This window comes from Arsukibacterium ikkense (genome assembly GCF_000987775.1).
Lineage (GTDB): Bacteria > Pseudomonadota > Gammaproteobacteria > Enterobacterales > Alteromonadaceae > Alishewanella > Alishewanella ikkense.
The window spans coordinates 137,955-156,604 of the sequence record NZ_LAHO01000010.1 but is presented as its reverse complement, the minus strand read 5'-3'; the positions used below and the strand labels follow the sequence as shown (position 1 = coordinate 156,604).

Annotated in this window: 13 protein-coding genes; 7 read left to right on the top strand and 6 right to left on the bottom strand. The window is 51.8% G+C overall.

Annotation, left to right across the window (positions count from 1 at the left end; translation table 11 throughout):
- Positions 1 to 89: 89 nt before the first annotated feature.
- Together WG68_RS11520 and dinF are read right to left on the bottom strand one after the other, a co-directional pair.
- Entirely contained in the window at positions 90 to 1,469 is a 1,380-nt protein-coding gene (locus WG68_RS11520; protein ID WP_046557836.1) for an MFS transporter, read from the bottom strand.
- A gap of 112 nt (positions 1,470 to 1,581) precedes the next feature.
- On the bottom strand, positions 1,582 to 2,925 hold the full coding sequence (gene dinF, locus WG68_RS11515; protein ID WP_046557867.1) for an MATE family efflux transporter DinF: 1,344 nt from the start codon (positions 2,923 to 2,925) through the stop codon (positions 1,582 to 1,584).
- A gap of 142 nt (positions 2,926 to 3,067) precedes the next feature.
- On the opposite strand from dinF, the gene WG68_RS11510 reads away from it, so the two are divergent.
- The 4 genes from WG68_RS11510 to WG68_RS11495 all read left to right on the top strand — a co-directional run bounded on the left by WG68_RS11510 (position 3,068) and on the right by WG68_RS11495 (position 6,386).
- Positions 3,068 to 4,252, top strand: coding sequence for an MFS transporter (locus WG68_RS11510; protein WP_046557866.1), 1,185 nt, complete (start codon positions 3,068 to 3,070; stop codon positions 4,250 to 4,252).
- A gap of 96 nt (positions 4,253 to 4,348) precedes the next feature.
- Positions 4,349 to 4,888 (top strand): RNA polymerase sigma factor, encoded by a 540-nt coding sequence (locus WG68_RS11505; protein WP_046557835.1) that lies wholly within the window; start codon positions 4,349 to 4,351, stop codon positions 4,886 to 4,888.
- Complete coding sequence (locus WG68_RS11500) at positions 4,881 to 5,393, top strand: hypothetical protein (RefSeq protein WP_046557834.1); 513 nt, start codon at positions 4,881 to 4,883, stop codon at positions 5,391 to 5,393. The genes WG68_RS11505 and WG68_RS11500 overlap by 8 nt, the downstream gene beginning before the upstream one ends.
- Before the next feature lie 18 nt (positions 5,394 to 5,411).
- Positions 5,412 to 6,386 (top strand): DUF4097 family beta strand repeat-containing protein, encoded by a 975-nt coding sequence (locus tag WG68_RS11495; RefSeq protein WP_046557833.1) that lies wholly within the window; start codon positions 5,412 to 5,414, stop codon positions 6,384 to 6,386.
- Between the two features lie 103 nt (positions 6,387 to 6,489).
- On the opposite strand, the gene WG68_RS11490 is transcribed toward WG68_RS11495, so the two are convergent.
- From WG68_RS11490 to WG68_RS11475, 4 genes are all read right to left on the bottom strand, one after another.
- Entirely contained in the window at positions 6,490 to 6,945 is a 456-nt protein-coding gene (locus WG68_RS11490; protein WP_046557832.1) for a c-type cytochrome, read from the bottom strand.
- Between the two features lie 339 nt (positions 6,946 to 7,284).
- The gene (locus WG68_RS11485; RefSeq protein ID WP_046557831.1) at positions 7,285 to 7,938 is read right to left on the bottom strand and encodes a DUF4136 domain-containing protein; all 654 of its coding nucleotides are present in this window, start codon (positions 7,936 to 7,938) and stop codon (positions 7,285 to 7,287) included.
- Positions 7,939 to 8,025: 87 nt separating this feature from the next.
- Positions 8,026 to 9,132 (bottom strand): phosphoribosylaminoimidazolesuccinocarboxamide synthase, encoded by a 1,107-nt coding sequence (locus WG68_RS11480; protein WP_046557830.1) that lies wholly within the window; start codon positions 9,130 to 9,132, stop codon positions 8,026 to 8,028.
- Between the two features lie 101 nt (positions 9,133 to 9,233).
- Entirely contained in the window at positions 9,234 to 10,706 is a 1,473-nt protein-coding gene (locus tag WG68_RS11475; RefSeq protein WP_046557829.1) for an OmpP1/FadL family transporter, read from the bottom strand.
- 316 nt (positions 10,707 to 11,022) lie between these two features.
- On the opposite strand from WG68_RS11475, the gene WG68_RS11470 reads away from it, so the two are divergent.
- From WG68_RS11470 to WG68_RS11460, 3 genes are all read left to right on the top strand, one after another.
- Positions 11,023 to 12,078 carry an efflux RND transporter periplasmic adaptor subunit gene (locus WG68_RS11470; protein ID WP_046557828.1) on the top strand — a complete coding sequence of 352 codons (1,056 nt, stop codon included), beginning with the start codon at positions 11,023 to 11,025 and terminating at the stop codon, positions 12,076 to 12,078.
- Between the two features lie 77 nt (positions 12,079 to 12,155).
- Positions 12,156 to 15,425 (top strand): efflux RND transporter permease subunit, encoded by a 3,270-nt coding sequence (locus WG68_RS11465; protein WP_046557827.1) that lies wholly within the window; start codon positions 12,156 to 12,158, stop codon positions 15,423 to 15,425.
- Positions 15,422 to 18,505 (top strand): efflux RND transporter permease subunit, encoded by a 3,084-nt coding sequence (locus tag WG68_RS11460; protein WP_046557826.1) that lies wholly within the window; start codon positions 15,422 to 15,424, stop codon positions 18,503 to 18,505. Before WG68_RS11465 ends, WG68_RS11460 begins: the two co-directional genes overlap by 4 nt.
- The last annotated feature ends 145 nt before the right edge of the window (positions 18,506 to 18,650 follow it).

The window sequence follows — 18,650 nt, the reverse complement described above, 5'->3', positions numbered from 1 at the left end:
CGTTTGCCGAAACTTTAACGTTTTTTTGCATAAAAAAACGGCGCTCTTTTATCAGGCGCCGTTTTAGATGGTTCTGCTATAACTAGCGTTTAACCGGGATGTTGCTCTGCGCTGACGACCGGCCGTTTAGTGGTGATGGAATCCAGACCATGGCTACCCGGACCTTGTTCGGTGCGCCACAGTTTATAAGAGAAATATAAACCTAACGATGCCAGGGCGGTGTAGAACCACATGCCGGGAGTGTAACCATCAATATTTTCTGGTCCTGCCAGATAAACGTCATTTAAGTAGCCCACCGCTAATGGCACTATGGCCCAGCCAATTTGCTGACAAAAGGTCATCAGGGCGTAGGCACTACCGAGGCGGCGGCTATCAACGATATAAGCAACTGACGGCCACATTACTGCCGGAATAAGTGAAAACACCATGCCCAGCAGCAAAATGACTAATAACAGGGTGAGTGGCACCACAGCGCTGCCAATAAAGGGGATCATAATGCCAACGTCCGGCCCCGCTGGTAAATAGGTTACCATTAAAAACAGCGGTAGCATCACCAGCGAGCCCACCGCCATAAACAGTGCCCGCTTGCCGACTCTGTCTACCCACAGGCCAAATAAAGGCGTGGCAATTATAGCTGCTACTGGCAATAAGCTGCTTAAAATACCTGCGGCTTCGCGGTCCAGGCCATGTGCTTGTTGAAAGTAATCTATCGCAAAACTGCGAAACGGAAACACCGTGGCATAGAACACCACACATAACGCCACTATGTACCAGTATGAGGCGCTAAACGCATACATACTTTTAAATTCCAGTTTGTCGGTGCTATCGGCTACGCCGAGATCGTAACGACCTTCGGCCCGTCGCTCTAAAATCCAGTATAAGATAGCTGCCGTCACTGAAATGCCGGCAACAGCGGTGGCCAGCCATAACGGGTCCTGCCAGTTCACATATAGCGGGCTGGCAAAGCCGGTAGACCAGTCAGCAGAAGCCGATCCGAGCCGCGAGATAGATAAGTTAATGCCAAAGGCAAAGCTTAGCTCTTTGCCTTTAAACCATTTGGCCAGCACTGTGGTAGCTGCCACGATCAGGGGTTCTGCACCCAGGCCCAGCATAAAGCGGCCGGCGAACATGGTTTCAAAGTTGGGGCTGAAGGCCGTGACTGCTGCGGCAACCAGGCATATTAACGCAAACAGGGTAATGGCTTTTTTGGTGCCCCAGCGGTCAATAATATAACCACCGAGCAGCAGCACACATAAGGCGGCAATATTGTAGGCGGTCGATAACCAGCCAATTTGCTGATAGCTGAAGTTACGCTGCTCCCGCAGTAAATCAACAATGGGCCACAGCGAGTCGTAAATATAATAGTTACCAAACATCGCCAGGCTGACAAACAATAATACCATCCATCGATAAAACGATGAGGGTTGCGGTAGCGCCGACAACGGGGTTGATATAGTGGAAGTACTCATGCAGGTTGCGTCTCGTTATTAGTCAGTGCTCTGGCACTGTAGAATTATGACGCTGACCACTCTAACCGAGGGGCAGGAGCTTAGCAATAACTTAACAAAAAGCCTGAGGTTTTTAAGCTAAGGGTGTTTGCCATAACTGACCACTTTGCCACTGGCGCCTCAGCACTATGGCCAAACTTATACTGCGCAGCGCCATAAATATCGCCAGCGCGGCCCACAGCGCATGGTTTTGCCAGCTTTGCAGCAGGTAAAAACTGCCGGCAAAGCCCAGCAGGGCGATAACCATGCTATTGCGCAGCGTCTTACCCTGAGTTGCGCCAATAAATACCCCGTCCAGCAAATAGGCCCAGCAGGCCAGTAGCGGCAGTATGATCATCCAGCCCAGATACAGCGCAGCATGCTGCTGCACCTCAGGTATGGAAGTCAGTATGCCAACAAACATATCGCCAAACAGGCCGTAGCTTGTGCTGAAAACGGCTGCCAGTATCAGGCACCACAGCGCCAGCAGGCCCAGGGTATTACCCAGCAGCCGGCTGTCGCCGGCGCCAATGGCTTTGCCCACCAGGCTTTCGGCGGCGTAAGCCAGGCCATCCAACGCATAGGATACCAGCATGAGAAAGCTGAGCAGCACCGCATTGGCGGCCAGCGTATTATCGCCATAAGCGGCACCCTGAAAGGCAATAAACACAAACACGCTTTGTAAGCACAAACTGCGCAGAAAAATATCGCGGTTCAGCGCAAATAAGCGCGTTAAGCCGGCCAGTTTTGCCAGCTCTCTGCGCATGCTTAGCCGTAAATCCCTTGCGGGCAGACGGTGCAGCAATAAATAGCCGCCCAGCAGCAAGCCCGCGTAATCGGCTACCACTGAGGCTGCAGCGATACCCGCTACCTGCCAGCCAAAGCCCAGTACAAACAGCAAGTCGAGCATAATATTAATCAGGTTGGTGAAAATCAGCATCCACATCGGGTAGCGGGCATTTTGCCGGCCTAAAAACCAGCCCATCAGCACCAGATTAACTAAAGTTGCCGGAGCACTCCAGATCCGTATGCCAAAATACAACTGGGCCTGCTGGTTTACCTCGCTGCTGGCGTTACTCACGCTAAAAGCCAGCTGGGCCAGAGGCCACTGCAGCAGTAACAGCAGGGCGGCCAGTAGCAGGGCGACGAGCAGGCTCTGGCTTAAACAGCGCAGCTGGCCGGCGTGGTCACTGGCGCCATATGCCTGGGCTGTCAGGCCGGTGGTACTCATGCGCAAAAAGCCCAGCAGAAAAAACAGCAAACTGATTAAACTTGAGCCAAGCGCCACACCGCCCAGATACCAGGCATGCGCTAAATGGCCACTGACTGCGGTATCAACCAGTGCCAGCAATGGCACTGATAAATTCGACAGCACCATCGGCAGGGCAATGGCCGCCACTTTTTTTTGCAGCGGCGCATTTAAAAATAATGACAGCAAGCCAGGTACCTGTTTGGCTGGGAGTTGAGGCAATGATACACGGCTTATGGCTTGATGCCAGAGGATAAAGTACTGACCTGGCAACTCGTAACCTTAAGGTAAAGTCAGTACAATGCGGCTTTCTGTTGGCGGATATCGCATTGTGATTGAGTATAAATCGGCCGCGTTTTATCGCAGTTGTTTTGCGCTGTGTCTGGCGGCGGTGGTAGTGTTTGCCAATTTGCATTTGCTGCAGCCACTATTGCCGCAGTTAAGCCGCGAATTTCAGCTAAGTCCGTTGCAGGCCAGCCTGAGTTATACCATTGCTACGGCGGGGCTGGGCTTGTCCTTACTGGTGTATGCATCGTTATCGGACGCCTGGGGCCGCAAGCCCTTATTGTTGTTGACCCTGCTTGGTATGACAATAAGTACCCTGGCGCTGACTCAGGTAGAAAGCTTTGGTGCTTTACTGTGCTGGCGCGCCATTCAGGGCATTTGCCTCGGTGGCCTGCCAGCGATTGCCATTGCCTGGATGGGCGAGGAGTATTCAACACCGGCGCTGGTAACGGCCGTGGGCTATTACATCAGCGCCAATTCGTTGGGTGGTATTGGCGGCCGCTTACTGGCCGGCGGTCTGGCCGATGTTGGCCACTGGCAGTGGGTATTCTGGCCCATGACGGCGCTTAGTGCGCTAAGCTGCTATTTTATATGGCGTTATTTGCCTGCTTCAAACCGCTTTACCCCACAGCGTTTTCAGTTGTGGCAGGCCTTGCAAGATCATGCTTTTCATTTGCGCCAACCACTACTGTTGCTGACCTACCTGATTGGCGGTCTGAATTTTCTGGTATTTTTAAATCAATATACTTTTATCAGTTTTGTGCTGGCGGCACCGCCTTATCTGCTTAGCAGCAGTATGTTGGGTTTACTGTTTATTACCTATTTTACCGGCACTATTGGCTCTGCATTATCCGCTAAAATTGGCCAGCGCTACTCTGCGCCGCTGGCGATGATGCTGGGTATAGTGCTGATGATGCTGGGCACGCTGGTCACCTTGCAAACGCAGCTGGTATTTATTGTCATTGGCTTTTTTATCAGTGCCTTTGGCTTTTTTCTGTGTCATTCGCTGGCCAGCAGTTGGGTAAACCAGCATGCCAAGCGGGCTAAGGCCAGTGCCAGCGCGCTGTATCTGGTGTTTTATTATGTGGGTGCCAGTATTGGTGGTTTTTACCTGCAACCGTTCTGGCACTGGCTGGGCTGGCCCGGCGTAGTGTTGGCGTCGCTGCTGATGTACAGCCTGACCCTGGCGCTGGCGTTGTGGTTATGGCGGCGCAGTAAATGTCGGTTTTAAAAAATAAGCTGCGGCATTTAAACCTTTCTGATCATCCTGTCGACTAACCTGACAATATTTAGCCAATATGGCCGGTAAATCTAACAAAGGGCAGTTATGGCAATAGAGCTGGCGCAGGTAATTGCCGCCGCCAAACTTGGTGATAAACAGGCGTTTTACCAGCTGTACCAGCAGTTTGTGGGCAGAGTGTATGCTATTTGCTGGCGCTTGCTGGCACATAAACAGCAAGCGGAAGATGCCAGCCAGGAGGTGTTTGTTAAAGTGTGGCAGCAACTGCCAGCTTTTCGTGGTGACAGCAGTTTTGCCACCTGGCTGCACAGTATTGCCACCCGCACAGCTATTGATGCATGGCGTCAGAGCAAACATTTACGCCTGACTGACAGCAGCGACCAGCTTGCTGAGAGCGCTCAGCCAGAGCTGGCAGCCGCAACGGTTGCCTGCAGTGGCGAGCAGGCACAACTGGAGCAGGCCATCTTGCGCTTACCGGCGCAGGCCAGAGCGGTATTTGTGCTGTTTGCCATTGAGGGCTATCAGCATCAGGAAATTGCCGGCTTGCTGGGCATAGCCGAAGGCAGTTCTAAAGCGCAGTACCACCGGGCCAGGCAATTATTACGGGAGTGGTTAGCCGATGAATGAGCAGCAACTTGAGCAAGCCTTGCACCAGCTGGACAACGAGATTTCGCCACAGCGTGACTTATGGCCTGGCATAGCGGCCAGGCTGCAAAACCATGTGACAGCGTGCCCTGAACAGGCGCCAGCCACACAGCGCGCCAAATCAAAATGGCAAAGCCCGGCCAGTGCTGCGGCAATAGTGTTGGTGGCGCTGCTGGGCTGGCAGTTTGCGACGTTAGCGCCGCCAGCTCAACACACTGCGGCTATGCCATCGGCCGAGCTGCAGTTACTACAAGTTTTTGAGCAGCAAAAAGCCCGCCAGCTGGCGCAAATAGTGGCGATAGCCGACGGCTTTGATAACTGGCAACAACAATTGATTATCTGGGATCAGGCCATCGCTCAGGTGCGTCAGGCCCTGCAACTTTATCCGGATGAACCGCGGCTGTTAGCGCAGCTGCAACAGTTATACCAACAGCAACTGGCGTATATCGAACGCGCCACCTTGCAACAACCGTTAGTAATAAGTTAGCTATTGAAGGAGAGTCAGATGCAAAAAATCACCCAATACTGGTTAAGTGGGCTTTGCAGTATACTGCTGCTCGGTGCCAGTCAGTTGGCCCTGGCCGATGCGCGCGAAGTGGTGAACGAAAGCCATAACGTCAGTGCCAATGAGAAGATTTATATTGAAGTGATGAGTGGTGAGATCACCATTAAAGCCGTGCCGGGCAATAAGTTCAGCGTTAGCGGTAAGCTCGATGGCAAAGCCACTGGCTATTTGCTGGAGGTGAAAGAGGGTTTTAGCCGCTTTGAAATGACCATGCCGCGCCAGGTAAATTATGGCCGCAACGACCAAAAATTTCTGGCTGAGCTGAGCTTTGAAGTGCCGGTTGGTAGTCATGTCGAATTTAAAGGCGTTAACGGCAACGTTAAGGTGTCCGGTATTCAGGGTAGCAGCCAGATAAGTTCGGTCAATGGTGAAATTAACGCCGGTGATTTAGCTAATATTGTTAAACTGACTACCGTTAACGGCGCAATAAAAGTCAGGGCAGCCAGTGGTAATGTTGAGCTGAACTCAGTAAATGGCAAAATTGACGATGAAGGGTCCAGTGGCCGGCTGCGCTACGAAGTGGTCAATGGCAAAATTAAAGGACGCAGCAGCGCGGAAGAAGTTAGCATCAGCACGGTTAATGGTGACGCTGAGCTGGATCTGACGGGTACCAGGCAATTAAAGCTCAGCACAGTAAATGGTGAAATTGCTGCCAAACTGCGCGGTGTCAGCAGTCCAAGGATCAGCGGCAGCAGTGTCAGTGGCGATATTGAGTTAACGCTTGATAGCAAGCTGTCGGCCCGTGTTGATTTAAAAGCCTCGGCTGGTGGCAAGATCAGCAATAAGCTGAGTAAGGATCAGGCGGTAAAAGCTAAATATGGCCCGGCCCGCAGCCTGCAATTTACCCTGGGCAGTGGTGATGGCAGTGTCGATATCAGCACCGTCAGCGGTGATATTAAGCTGGAAAAGCTATAATTGTTAAGTTGATGACAAGTCAGTCATTTCAGTGCAAGGCCGCGAATGCGGCCTTGGTTTTGCTGTTATCCCCATTTCTTAAGCAAACAGTGTCGGATGCTGATTAAGGAAAATACTGCGGATAATTAGTGCGGTTAAACGGTTTCAGATTGTACTGAGGCTGCAAGAAGGTGACTAAATCTACCAATTCATTAACGGTCATCAAATCATTATAATTGCGCATTAGCGATTGACCTTCTTCATCAGTGTACCCTTCACGCTTAAAGCCCGGTGCAATCTTATGGGAGGGGTTAATGACTGAGGTAACAAGCTCACCGTAAGTTTTGATCTTACTGACATCGCCGCCTAACGGCACCTTCTTCGGCAGCTGTTGCGCAATATCATTGTCTGCTACGCCCTGCAGAGTGTGGCAGGCAAGGCATTGATAAGAAATAAATACTGCTTTACCTGCTTCAGCATTACCTTCGGGCAAGCTGAAGCCTCTCGCCGATTCAGGCCCTTCTGTGCAGGCGACAAGCAGCAGGGTCAGAGGTATTAACATCAACCGGATTGTTTTCATCGTGTTCTCCATGCAAGGTGGTGAGTATCCATTTACTACTGGTTAGTTAATAACCAGCCTAGTCTATCCTGATGAAAGTTGCTTGATAGGGATCAATCTTTGTGGGTTTACTGCGCACATAACATGGGGTTATTGGCGCGTCTGTCAGGTTTGCATCGAAAGTTAAAAAATCAGCTTTTAGCGTGGAATTGTAATATTACTGCCATTAATACCTGCCACACTGGCGTTGTTACACCTTCCTTCCTGGATATTTTTCACTGAAATAGTGATGGGTCACTCAGCTAGTGATGGGAGCTTCGGCTCCCAATTTTTTTCAGGCTTTTCCAGGGCGCGCTTTAGCTACTTACTGCCAGTGACTAACCGGGTAGGGTAGCTTTGGTAAATCAGTTGCACAGTGTCACTGATAGCCTGCTGGGGGTTGGCCATTGCTTTACTGGTCAGGCGCCCTTCCAGCAACCCTTGCCACACCACCCGCTTGGCGCTGGCATCAACCACATCAATAGTTACAGTGCCGACTTTATAATCTTTTTTTTCCAGCTGATTGCCGAATAATGGCACGCCAAACATAAAACTGCTGTTTCTGCCGTAGTGACCAAAACCGGCATTAACCGAAAACGGCGAGCTGCGCACGTCGGTGCGGGTTTCAACATTGCTCATATAATTAACCAGCAGGTTGGGGTTTTGTTCGCTGTACTGATAACCGAGCGCGGCCATCTCAGCGCGGATTGCTGTTCTAAAGTGCTGGTCCAGTAAGGTGGTGTAGGCTTTAACATCTGCGTCATCCGCTGCGACTTCGCCAGTCAGTGGTTCAGTGGCAGCTCGCTGCGCTGCAGGCTCGGCCTGGTAAAAACCGTAAGTTTGATACTGCTGAAAATTAACGTTGCGGTCAAAATCTACTGTTGCCTGGCGCGGGCTGGAGCAGGCGCTAAGCGCCAGCAGTACCGTCAGCGCTGTGCCGCATACGCGAACTAAAGTATTGTTAATATTAGCCATAAATACCTCTGAAAGCCCTAATCAATTGCTTAAGTGTATAGTAACTAAGACCCAACGCTAAACAATAAGTTTAGTTAAGTTGTAATGCTAGTTGGCGATTAAACCGTATTGCTGGTCCAGTACGGCGATAATTTCAGCTTTTGGGTCGGCCGACAGCACAATTTTGCGACCAATGACTTTCTCGGCGATAGCCAGATAGGTACGCGAAATATACAGCATCACTTCGGTGGGTAGGGCGTTATTACAGGCCAATGCCGCGCGCTCTGCCATCCGGTCTTTATTCAGCAGAATATCCGGATCGGGAAAGTGGTTTAGCAGCCACTGCCGGAAACCCTCTTTTGATTGCTCGACAATGTTACCTTCTCGCCAGCTGGCGCCGTCCCAGATGCGCGAGCTGTCGGGGGTGCCCACTTCATCCATATAGATGAGTTTGCTGTTACCTGCAGCATCTTTGACATAGCCAAATTCAAATTTGGTATCAACAAACATCTGGTCCAGTTTGGCCAGTGCATCACTAATAACGCCAAAGCCTTGCTTTAACAGCGTTTCGTACAGGTCAATGTCAGCGGTTTGCTCAAAACCAAAGGCTGCACTGTGCCGTTCAATATCGGTGCGTGAAATATTGACATCATCTGCTTCTGGTACCCCGGCCAAACCGGTCAGAATGCCCTTGGTTGATGGCGTAATTAAAATCTCGGGCAGTTTTTGGTCTTTCTGCAAACCTTCGGGAAGGGTAATGCCACAAAATTCGCGTTCGCCCTTGCTGTAAGCCCGCCACATCGAGCCGGTAATATACTGGCGGGCAATGGCTTCAATTTTCAATGGCCGGGCTTTTTGGACTATCCATACCAGCGGGTGCGGTATATCCAGAATATGGCTGTCGGCCAGGTTATGCGCTTTAAACAACGAGAACCAGTGGTTTGATATCGCATTTAACGCTGCACCTTTACCGGGCACCCCATTTAAGCCATGTTCGCCATGCCAGATACAGTCGAAAGCAGAGATACGATCGCTGATAACCATAATAGCCAGCGGGGTATCGGCGGCTACCGGGTAGTTTTTCTGCCGGATAAGCCGGGCACTATCGGCAGCGGTTAACCAGTAAACGCTACGCACTTTGCCGGAGTGCACCGGTAAATCTGTACGAATTGGCAGATCGTCGTTCACCGCCAGAACCTGGGTTGCAAGAGTCATGGTTACTTCTTCTGAGGCTGGGAAAAGGCGCGCAGATTGTAGCAGATACTTTGGCGTAACTGAATCGGTCTGCGCGCTTGTTTACCAAGCCATTTGGCCACTTAAAAGCGATAGTTTGCCTGCACAGCCAGCAACTGCCCTTTATTACTGTACTGGCCCTGATAGCCACTGTGATATAGCGGCTGATCCTGTACATTATACTCGCGCTCGTTTACCGAGACATCGCCGCTAAACATATAGCCATAAGCCAGATCCAGGCTGAGTTTGTCGTTTACCTGCCAGTTGGCGCCGACAGTAAGCCATACCCTGTCATCGGTCGGGATCCGGGCAGATTTGTGATGTTGACTAATGGGGTTTTGGTCAAATGCCACCCCGGTTTTTAGCGTCAAATCTGGGCGATACGCATAGGTTGCTCCGACTGCGAGCGACCAGCTATTGCGCCAATACTGCGGAATATAGCCAATGTAGCCGCCACTGTTCAGGTTAGCACTTTGCTGGGTACTGAGCGAAATGCTGGGGTTGGCATCAGTACTAATAATATCGATGCTTTGAAATTTGCTCCACTGTGTCCAGGCTGCACTAAATTGTACCGACCAGGCCGCCGTTAACTGCTGATCCAGACTAAAGGCCGCGCTGGCTGGAGTGGTAAGCGCCAGTTGGCTGGCTTCAACCAGCGAGTTGTTCGCCGCCAGTTTGCCGGTGTTTAAATCAATAGCCGGTAGGTTGGGGGCGACAACCAAATAATTCGGATTACCCGCGACACTGGCCCCGGTGATTGGCGTATTACTGATAACCGAGTTGCCTTTTAAGGTGTAACGGACGGCTGAGTGCCAGGTAAGTGCCAGCCGGGTGCCTGGCAGTGGCTCACCATGGATACCCAGAGTGTAACCAAAGGCAATATCACTACCTGCCACCTCGAAGTGGCTGTTGCAGTAAGCACCGTTATATATCGCTGCGCCAAATATGGCATTGGTGCTTGCTGCACCAAGTTCACATAAGCCGCTGTGATCTTTATACTTTGATAAGGTACCTTCAGCATGATTAATCGAAATGCCGGCACCAACAGACCATCGCTCATTCAGCTGATAGCCAATAGCCGGTTGCAGGCTTAGTACCTGCACTGCCGTTTCATCAGCGAAGTAGCGACCGACAAAATCGTCCTGGTAATCAGACGATAAACCAAAGGGTACATAGAAACCGATGCCCCAACTTAGTTGCTCAGACAGCTGATTGGCGTAAAACACAAAAGGCACCAGCTCATTTAAACTATTTGCCCCTTCGGTTCGTCCAACTACCGACTGACCATTGGCACTTTGCGCGCTGGCATGGCGATAATTGGTTTTGGCGCTGATGAGGTTTAACCCGCCAACGACTTGGGCGCCATCAAGGGCGGTCAGTGCGGCAGGATTAGAATAGACCAGAGTGGCATCGGTAATTTGAGCGCCCCGGCCAGCATAAGCATTGCCCATGCTACTGACTGATTGTTCAAACAATTTGTAACCTTCGGCAGAAACACCGGCACTGCTGATAGCCAGCACTATAGCCAGGCTCAGGCGGTTTTTTGGTAACGTCATGCGCTTACTCCGTTGTTAACGTTAGCGCATTATAAAGAGGTCTGACCTTAGAGTATATGCACTACTTGTCGCTCAATGGCCCATTTGCTGCAATAAGCGTTGGTTTTTCGCTAATTTTTAGCGTATCTCGCCACCTGCTGAGAACGGGTAATATTTAATTACATATTAGTAGAATTTAACTGATTGAAATTAAATAATAAAAATATAAAATTCAGCATGGCATAGCCTCTGCATTAGTCGCCACCAGTAGTATTATTAAATTTGCAATGCCGTTGGCCTGTGGACTGGCGGCAACGATATAAAAGGATGATATAAAATGAAAAAATTAGCTTTGGTTGTGGCGATGGTGGGGGTGGCAATATTTTTGACGGGCTGCAATCAGGCCAAAAGCAGCACCAATACCGATACGGCAGAAGTAATAGCGATCCCGGTGGAAGCCGCCTTGGCGCGCCATGGTGAAATAAGCAGCAGCTACCATACCAATACCACCCTGGCTGCCCGTGCCGAAACCGATGTCATTAGCAAAAGCAGCGGCATAGTGCAGCAAGTGCTGGTGGAAGAGGGCGACTATGTGCTGGCCGGCCAGTTGCTGGCGGTGCTGGAAAACGAGCGGCAGCGTTTTATGCTGGCCAAAGAGCAGGCGGAATTAAGCCGGTTGGACAGCGAGCTGCAACGTATGGCTGAAATGTACCAACGCAAGTTAATCAGTGCCGATGTCTATGAAAAACTTCGCTGGCAGCATGATGCAGTAAAAGCCTCAGTGGATTTAGCAGAGTTAAGTGTTCGCGAAACGGAAATTCGTGCACCCATTGCCGGGATAGTAGCCCGTCGCTACGTGAAAACCGGTCAGCTGATCAGCCAGATGGCGCCGCAATCCTTATATCACCTGGTGGCGAATGCCGAGCTGGAAGCAGTAGTGCATATCCCTGAGCAACAACTGGCCCAGGCCAAAGCGGGCCAGGCCGCCATTTTACGTTTTGCCGGTATGTTGCCGGTTCAAGCCAATGTCAGCCGTATCTCACCGGTGGTGGATGCCCAGTCTGGCACCGTGCGCACCACCTTAATCATTGATAACAGTAAAGGTGAGTTACGCCCTGGTATGTTTGCCCAGGTTGAACTGAAATTTGATGTAAAACCCGAGGCATTACTGCTGCCAAAGCGGGCCATTGTCACCATTGATAACCAGCATAGTGTGTTTGTTGTAGACACCGAAGGCAAGGTAAGCCGCAAGCCGGTGCATTTGGGCTACAGCTCTGATACGACTGTCGAGATTATGGAAGGTGTGGCTGAGGGCGAGCAGGTGGTAATTGCCGGTCAGGGCGCATTGAAAGAACAAAGCCTGGTAAAAGTGGTCAGCACCCGCGAATTTTAAGCCATAATGCCCGGTTTGGCCGGGCCAGTTATCACAGTAACGAATAAATAATAATAAAATGCTGAAAAGGAACGATTATGAAACTGGTTGATGTCGCGGTCGCGCGCCCGGTCACAATATGGATGTTTACCTTCGGGATCCTGTTGTTTGGTTTAGTGTCTGCCGGGCGACTGGCTGTTAATTTACTGCCTGATTTATCTTACCCCAGCTTAACCATTCGCACAGAATACCTTGGCGCCGCGCCGGTTGAGGTGGAGCAGCTGGTCAGCAAACCTATCGAAGAGGCGCTTGGCATCGTTAAAGGTGTACACAAGGTACAATCGGTGTCTCGCTCTGGCCGCTCTGATGTGGTGCTGGAATTTGACTGGGGTACCGATATGGATCTGGCTATGCTGGAAGTGCGGGAAAAACTCGACGTACTGATGCTGCCGCTTGATATTGAAAAACCCTTGTTACTGCGTTTTAACCCCAATTTAGATCCTGTGGTTCGCCTGGCACTAAGCCGCGAGGGCGGTATGCGCAACGAGCGTGATCTGGTGTCATTGCGTACCTATGCCGAGGAAGATTTACGTCGCAAACTGGAGGCCATGCCCGGTATCGCCGCTGTGCGGCCCGACGGTGGCTTAAACCAGGAAATTCAGGTGCTGGTTGACCCAAACAAGCTAAGCCAGCTGCAACTGGATATTGGTTTAATCAGCAGCCGGCTGGCGCAGGAGAATATTAATTTAGCCGGTGGCCGGCTGGAAACGCCAGGCTACGATTTTCTGGTGCGCACCATTAACCAGTTCGCCGATTTAGCCGCTATTGAAAACCTGTACCTGGCAACAGTGGGTAACTCACATATTCGTTTAAAAGATGTGGCAACTGTGGTTGATGCCTTTGCTGATCGCAAAAGTGTCACTTACGTTAATGGTAGCGAAGCGATCGAGGTCGCCATTTATAAAGAGGGCGATGCCAATACGGTTAAAGTCGCGGAAGATTTACTGGCGCAGCTGCCTGCCCTGCGCAAAGGGTTGCCGCAGGATTACAGCCTGACGCTGGTGTATGACCAGTCGGCGTTTATTAAGCAAGCTATTAATGAAGTAAAATCAGCCGGTATTATCGGCGGTTTACTGGCGATGCTGGTGCTGTACTTATTCCTGCGTAATGTCTGGGCGACCGTAATTATTTCGGTATCTATTCCGGTATCGATTATTGCCACTTTTAATCTGATGTACGGTCAGGGTATTACTTTAAATATGATGAGCCTGGGCGGTATTGCGCTGGCGGTAGGCCTGCTGGTTGATAACGCTATCGTCGTGCTGGAAAATATTGCCCGCCACAAAGAGCAGGGTAAGTCTGCTGCTGAAGCGGCCAGAACCGGTACTGGTGAAGTGGCCATGGCCATTACCGCGTCAACCCTGACCACGGTAGCGGTATTTTTCCCGCTGGTATTTGTCGAAGGCATTGCCGGCCAGCTGTTTAAAGATCAGGCGCTTACCGTTACCTTTGCCCTGTTGGTATCGCTGGTGGTGGCGCTGACGCTTATTCCTACCATGGCAGCCCGCCAGCGTCGGCAGAACATGGTTGCTGATGCTGAACCTGCAATAGCCCGGGTAAAAGGCAGCCGCTGGTACCACATGCTGGGCCGCGGCATAGTGTGGGTCCCTAAAATGATTGGCAAAGGCCTGTATTTTATGTTGCTGGGCCTGGTAAGCCTGTTTACTTTGCTGTGGCGTGCCATCAGCCGGGTATTAGGGTTGCTGTTTAAACCGTTATTGTATGTGGTAAAAGCCAGTCTGGATGGGTTGACCCGTGCTTACCGGCGTTTTCTCAGTGCTGCGCTGCAAGCCAAAACACTGACTATCGGCACCACCTTATTGCTGGCGGGCTTATGTTACAGCTTATTACCACGCTTGGGCGCCGACGTGATCCCCGAGCTGAGCCAGGGGGAGTTTTACGTCGAAATTCAGCTGCCAATAGGCAGTGCCATAGAACAAACCGATGCGGCAATAAAACAGCTGGCGGCTGTTGCGATGCCGCTGGCTAATGTGGCCCGCAGTTATGGCCAGGTTGGCACTGGCGCTCAGATGACTGTCGATCCGGCCATTGGCGGCAGCCACTGGGGCCGGCTGAATATAGTGATGCAGCCTGGCAGCGATCAGCAGGCCGAGCAGCAGGTGATGGATGTGCTGCGCCAGCATATTGCCGGTATGGCCGGGGTAAAAGCCCATTTCGACCGGCCAGAACTGTTTAGTTTTGCTACGCCGCTGGAAATAGAACTGACCGGTTATGAGCTGCCAGACTTAAAACTGGCGGCAGATCAACTGGTGGCCAGCCTGGCGGCAGAACCGCGCTTTACCGATGTAAAAACCAGCTTACGGCCCGGCCAGCCGGAAATAACCCTGTATTTTGACCATGCCCGCCTGGCGCAACTGGGCATGACTGCCCAGCAGGTTGCCAAGCGGGTGGCAGTGTATGTGGGTGGTGAAGTGGCCGGTCAGTATTCGGTTAACGACCGGAAAATTGATATCCGGGTGCGGCTGGCCGAACAGTTCCGGCAAAGTGAGCAGCAACTGGCTGCATTAATTATTAACCCCGGCAGTGCCCAGCCGCTGCCACTTTCCGCGGTGGCCGATATCCGGCGCGAACTGGGCCCCAGTGAAATTACCCGGGTGGCGCAGCAACGGGTGGCGATTGTCAGCGCTAACCTGGCCTTTGGTGACTTAGAACAGGCCACTAACAGTGCCAGGGCTATTGTCGCCGCGCAGAATCTGCCGTTTGGGGTCAGTGCGGTGGTCGCCGGGCAAAGTGAAGAAATGCAGCGGGCTTTCAGTTCGCTCACCATGGCACTGTTACTGGCGGTATTTCTGGTGTACTTAGTGATGGCGTCGCAGTTCGAAAACCTGCTGCAACCGCTGTTAATTCTGTTTACCGTGCCGCTGGCTGGCGCCGGCGCAGTACTGGGGCTATGGCTAACCGATACCCGGTTATCAGTTATCGTATTTATTGGCCTTATTATGCTGGCCGGTATAGTGGTCAATAACGCCATTGTGCTGATAGACCGGATCAACCAGCTGCGCCAAAGTGGTGTTGCGTTAACCGATGCCATTATTGAAGGTGGCGCCAGCCGTTTGCGGCCGGTGCTGATGACCACCCTGACCACGGTGCTGGGGTTGTTACCGATGGCACTGGGCGGCGGCGATGGCAGCGAGATCCGTGCGCCAATGGCAGTGACAGTGATTTTCGGTTTGCTGTTATCTACCCTGTTAACCCTGGTGTTTATTCCGGTGTTATATGGCCTGGTAAGCCGCCAGCAAGCCACTGTGGCTACTGCGGTTAATCCTGAACCGCAGGAGGCCGTATGACTGAGCAGCCCTTAGCCATTACCCGTCTGGCACTAAGCCGGCCGGTTACTGTTACCATGTTATTTATTTCACTGCTGTTATTCGGTGGCCTGGCCAGCCGCCTATTGCCGCTGGAAATGTTCCCCGGTATTGATATTCCACAGCTGTACGTCAATGTGCCTTATAACAATGCCAGCCCGGCTGAGGTAGAGCGGCTGATCACCCGGCCGCTGGAAGAAGCGTTGGCTACCGTTAGCGGCATTAAACAAATGCGCAGTTTCTCCAATGAAAACAGCGGTGAAGTGTCGCTGGAATTTAACTGGAGCGAAAATATCAGCAGTAAAAGCCTGGAAGTGCGCGAACGGATAGACACGGTGCGTCACCTGCTGCCGGCCGATGTTGAGCGGGTACTGGTATTTCAGTTTAATACCGATGATATGCCAATATTTCAGCTGCGGATATCATCGGAGCGTGACCTGGCCATGGCGTACGATTTACTGGAGCAACAAATCAAGCGGCCGCTGGAGCGGGTGCAGGGTGTGTCTAAAGTGGAGCTGTACGGCGTGGAAAAACGCCAGGTGATTATCCGGCTCGATCCTGACAAGTTAAAGGCGTTAAATGTCGACGCCAATGCCCTACTGGCGCAGCTTAGAGGCAGTAATTTTGCCCTGACAGCCGGTGAGCTGCGCAACAGTGAGCAAAGTATTTTAGTTAAGCCGCTGGGTGAGTATCGTCAGCTGGCGGAAATTGAGCGCTTGCCGGTACGGCCGGGTTTAATGCTGCGTGATGTGGCGAGTATTGGGCTGGAGTTACCTAAACGCACTGACGGCCGCCATTTAGACCAGACGTACGCCGTGGGCATGAATGTGTTTAAAGAATCAGGCGCTAACCTGGTTGATGTGGCAAAAGCGGCAATGGCGGTAGTGGCTGCGGCGGACACTAACCCGGCGTTTAATGGTATTAGCCTGTATGTGATGGACGATGTGGCCGATGGCGTGACCAAGTCGCTGAAAGACTTACTGGCAGCTGGCGCTATTGGTGCGCTGTTGTCTTTTATCGTGCTGTATTTATTTTTGCGCCATCTTACCACTACCCTGGTTGTGGTGCTGTCGGTACCCAGCGCTATTATTATTGCCCTGGGTGCCATGTACTTTATGGGCTATAGCCTGAATATTTTAAGCATGATGGGCTTAATGCTGGCCATTGGTATGCTGGTAGATAACGCCGTGGTGGTCACCGAAAGTATCTTTCGGGAGCGGGCAGCCGGTGGTGATGTTAAAGCCGCTACTGAGCGCGGCGTGCGGCGGGTTAGTTTAGCGGTGCTGGCCGGTACCGCGACTACCGCCATTGTATTCTTACCCAATATTATTGGCCAGAAGATGCAACTGACCATCTTTTTAGAGCATGTGGCCATTGCCATCTGCTTATGTCTGGCCATTTCGTTGCTGATGGCGTTAAGTTTAATTCCGCTGTTAAGTACTAAATTAAAGGTCGCACCTGTTACCCATAGTAAAGGCAGTAAGCTTGATCGCCTGTATAAACGTTGTCTGCAAGCGATAATGAACTGGCCAAAACTATCAGCGCTGGGGGCCTTGTTGGTACTGGTTAGTATCTTCGTGCCCATGGGCTTGATGGGATCGGCCAATGAAGACAATGGTGATAACGCCCGGCTGTTTGTCAATTACCATATTCAGGGTAATTACAGCCTGGAAGAAGTGCGCGCTGAAGTAAGCAAGATGGAGGCTTACCTGTACAGCCGGCAGGACGAGCTGTATATCGACTCAGTGTACAGTTATTACACCCCCGGCTATGCCATGTCGACTATTTTGCTGCGCGATGACCAACCGTTAGCGCTGGAACAGCTGAAAGACAAAATTCGCAGTGACTGGCCGGCCTTAGTGCGGGCAAGGCCTGCCTTTGGCTGGGGCAGTGGTGGTGGCATGCAGTTGCATTTACTGGGCAACTCGACCGAAGTGCTGATGGAACTGTCGGAAATGCTGCAACCGATGTTGCAGGCACTGCCAAGCCTGGAAGATGTGACTTCCGACCTGGCCCGCGGCCAGCAGGAAGTGCAAATTTTACTGAACCATCAGCAACTGGAGCGCTACGGCATCAGTGCAGAGCAGGTTGCGCAACGTGTGGCGCTGGCGCTGCGTGGTGTCAACTTACGTACCTTCCGCAGCCCCGAGCAGGGTGAGTTATTATTGCGTTTAATCTATGATGAAAAAATCAGCCAGTCGCTGGCCGAGTTAGAACAACTGCCGGTAACCGAGGCTGATGGCGTTGCGATTACCCTGGCGCAACTGGCGCAGCTGAAGGTGGTGCCCCGCCTGACATCAATTCGCCGCTTTGACCGTGCCACCGGTATTGCTATCCGGATGAACCCGGCAAAAGACATTGGCATGGATAAAGCACGTGCTGATATTGAGCAGCTGATGAAGAGTGTGGCACTGCCTGAAGGGTATCGCTGGTCGTTTCGTGGTAGCTTTCAGCGCCAGGACGAAGAACAACAGGTTATGATAGTCAACATGCTGCTGGCGGTGGCGATGATTTATATCGTAATGGCGGCCTTGTTTGAGTCTTTGCTGTTACCTACCGCAGTGATTGGCTCGCTGCTGTTTTCGCTGGTCGGGGTGTTCTGGACCTTCCTGCTAACCGGCACCGGTATGGGCGTGATGGGCATGATTGGCATGCTGGTACTGATGGGTATAGTGGTCAACAATGGCATTGTGCTGGTCGACCGGATTAATCAGGACCGGGTATTGCTGCCCCTGCAGGATTTAAAAACCACTATTATTCATGCCTGTGAAGCGCGCTTAAAGCCGATTTTAATGACCGTATCGACTACAGTGCTGGGCTTATTGCCGCTGGCCATGGGCGGCACCCAGATTGGTGGCAATGGCCCGAGCTATGCGCCAATGGCCATTGCCATTATAGGTGGCCTGTTATTTTCCACCCTGACCAGTTTGTTGCTGGTACCCTTAACCTATTACGGTTTACTGAAATTACGCGGTGCCTGCGGCCGTCTGGTTAGCCGCAGCCGGGTGCTTAGCGACAAAGTGTTGCTGGCCGCTAAACCCGGCCAGCCACCCCAGGCGTAATTTGGTATTGCAGCCGGCGGGCAAACCTCATACAATGCCCGCCGTCCTTAAGGGAGTAATCGGCCTCGCTGTTACAGCGGGTGATTTGGTCAACATACTTGTGCCACCTGCACATGGCCCTATCTTAAACGATGAGACTTAAGAC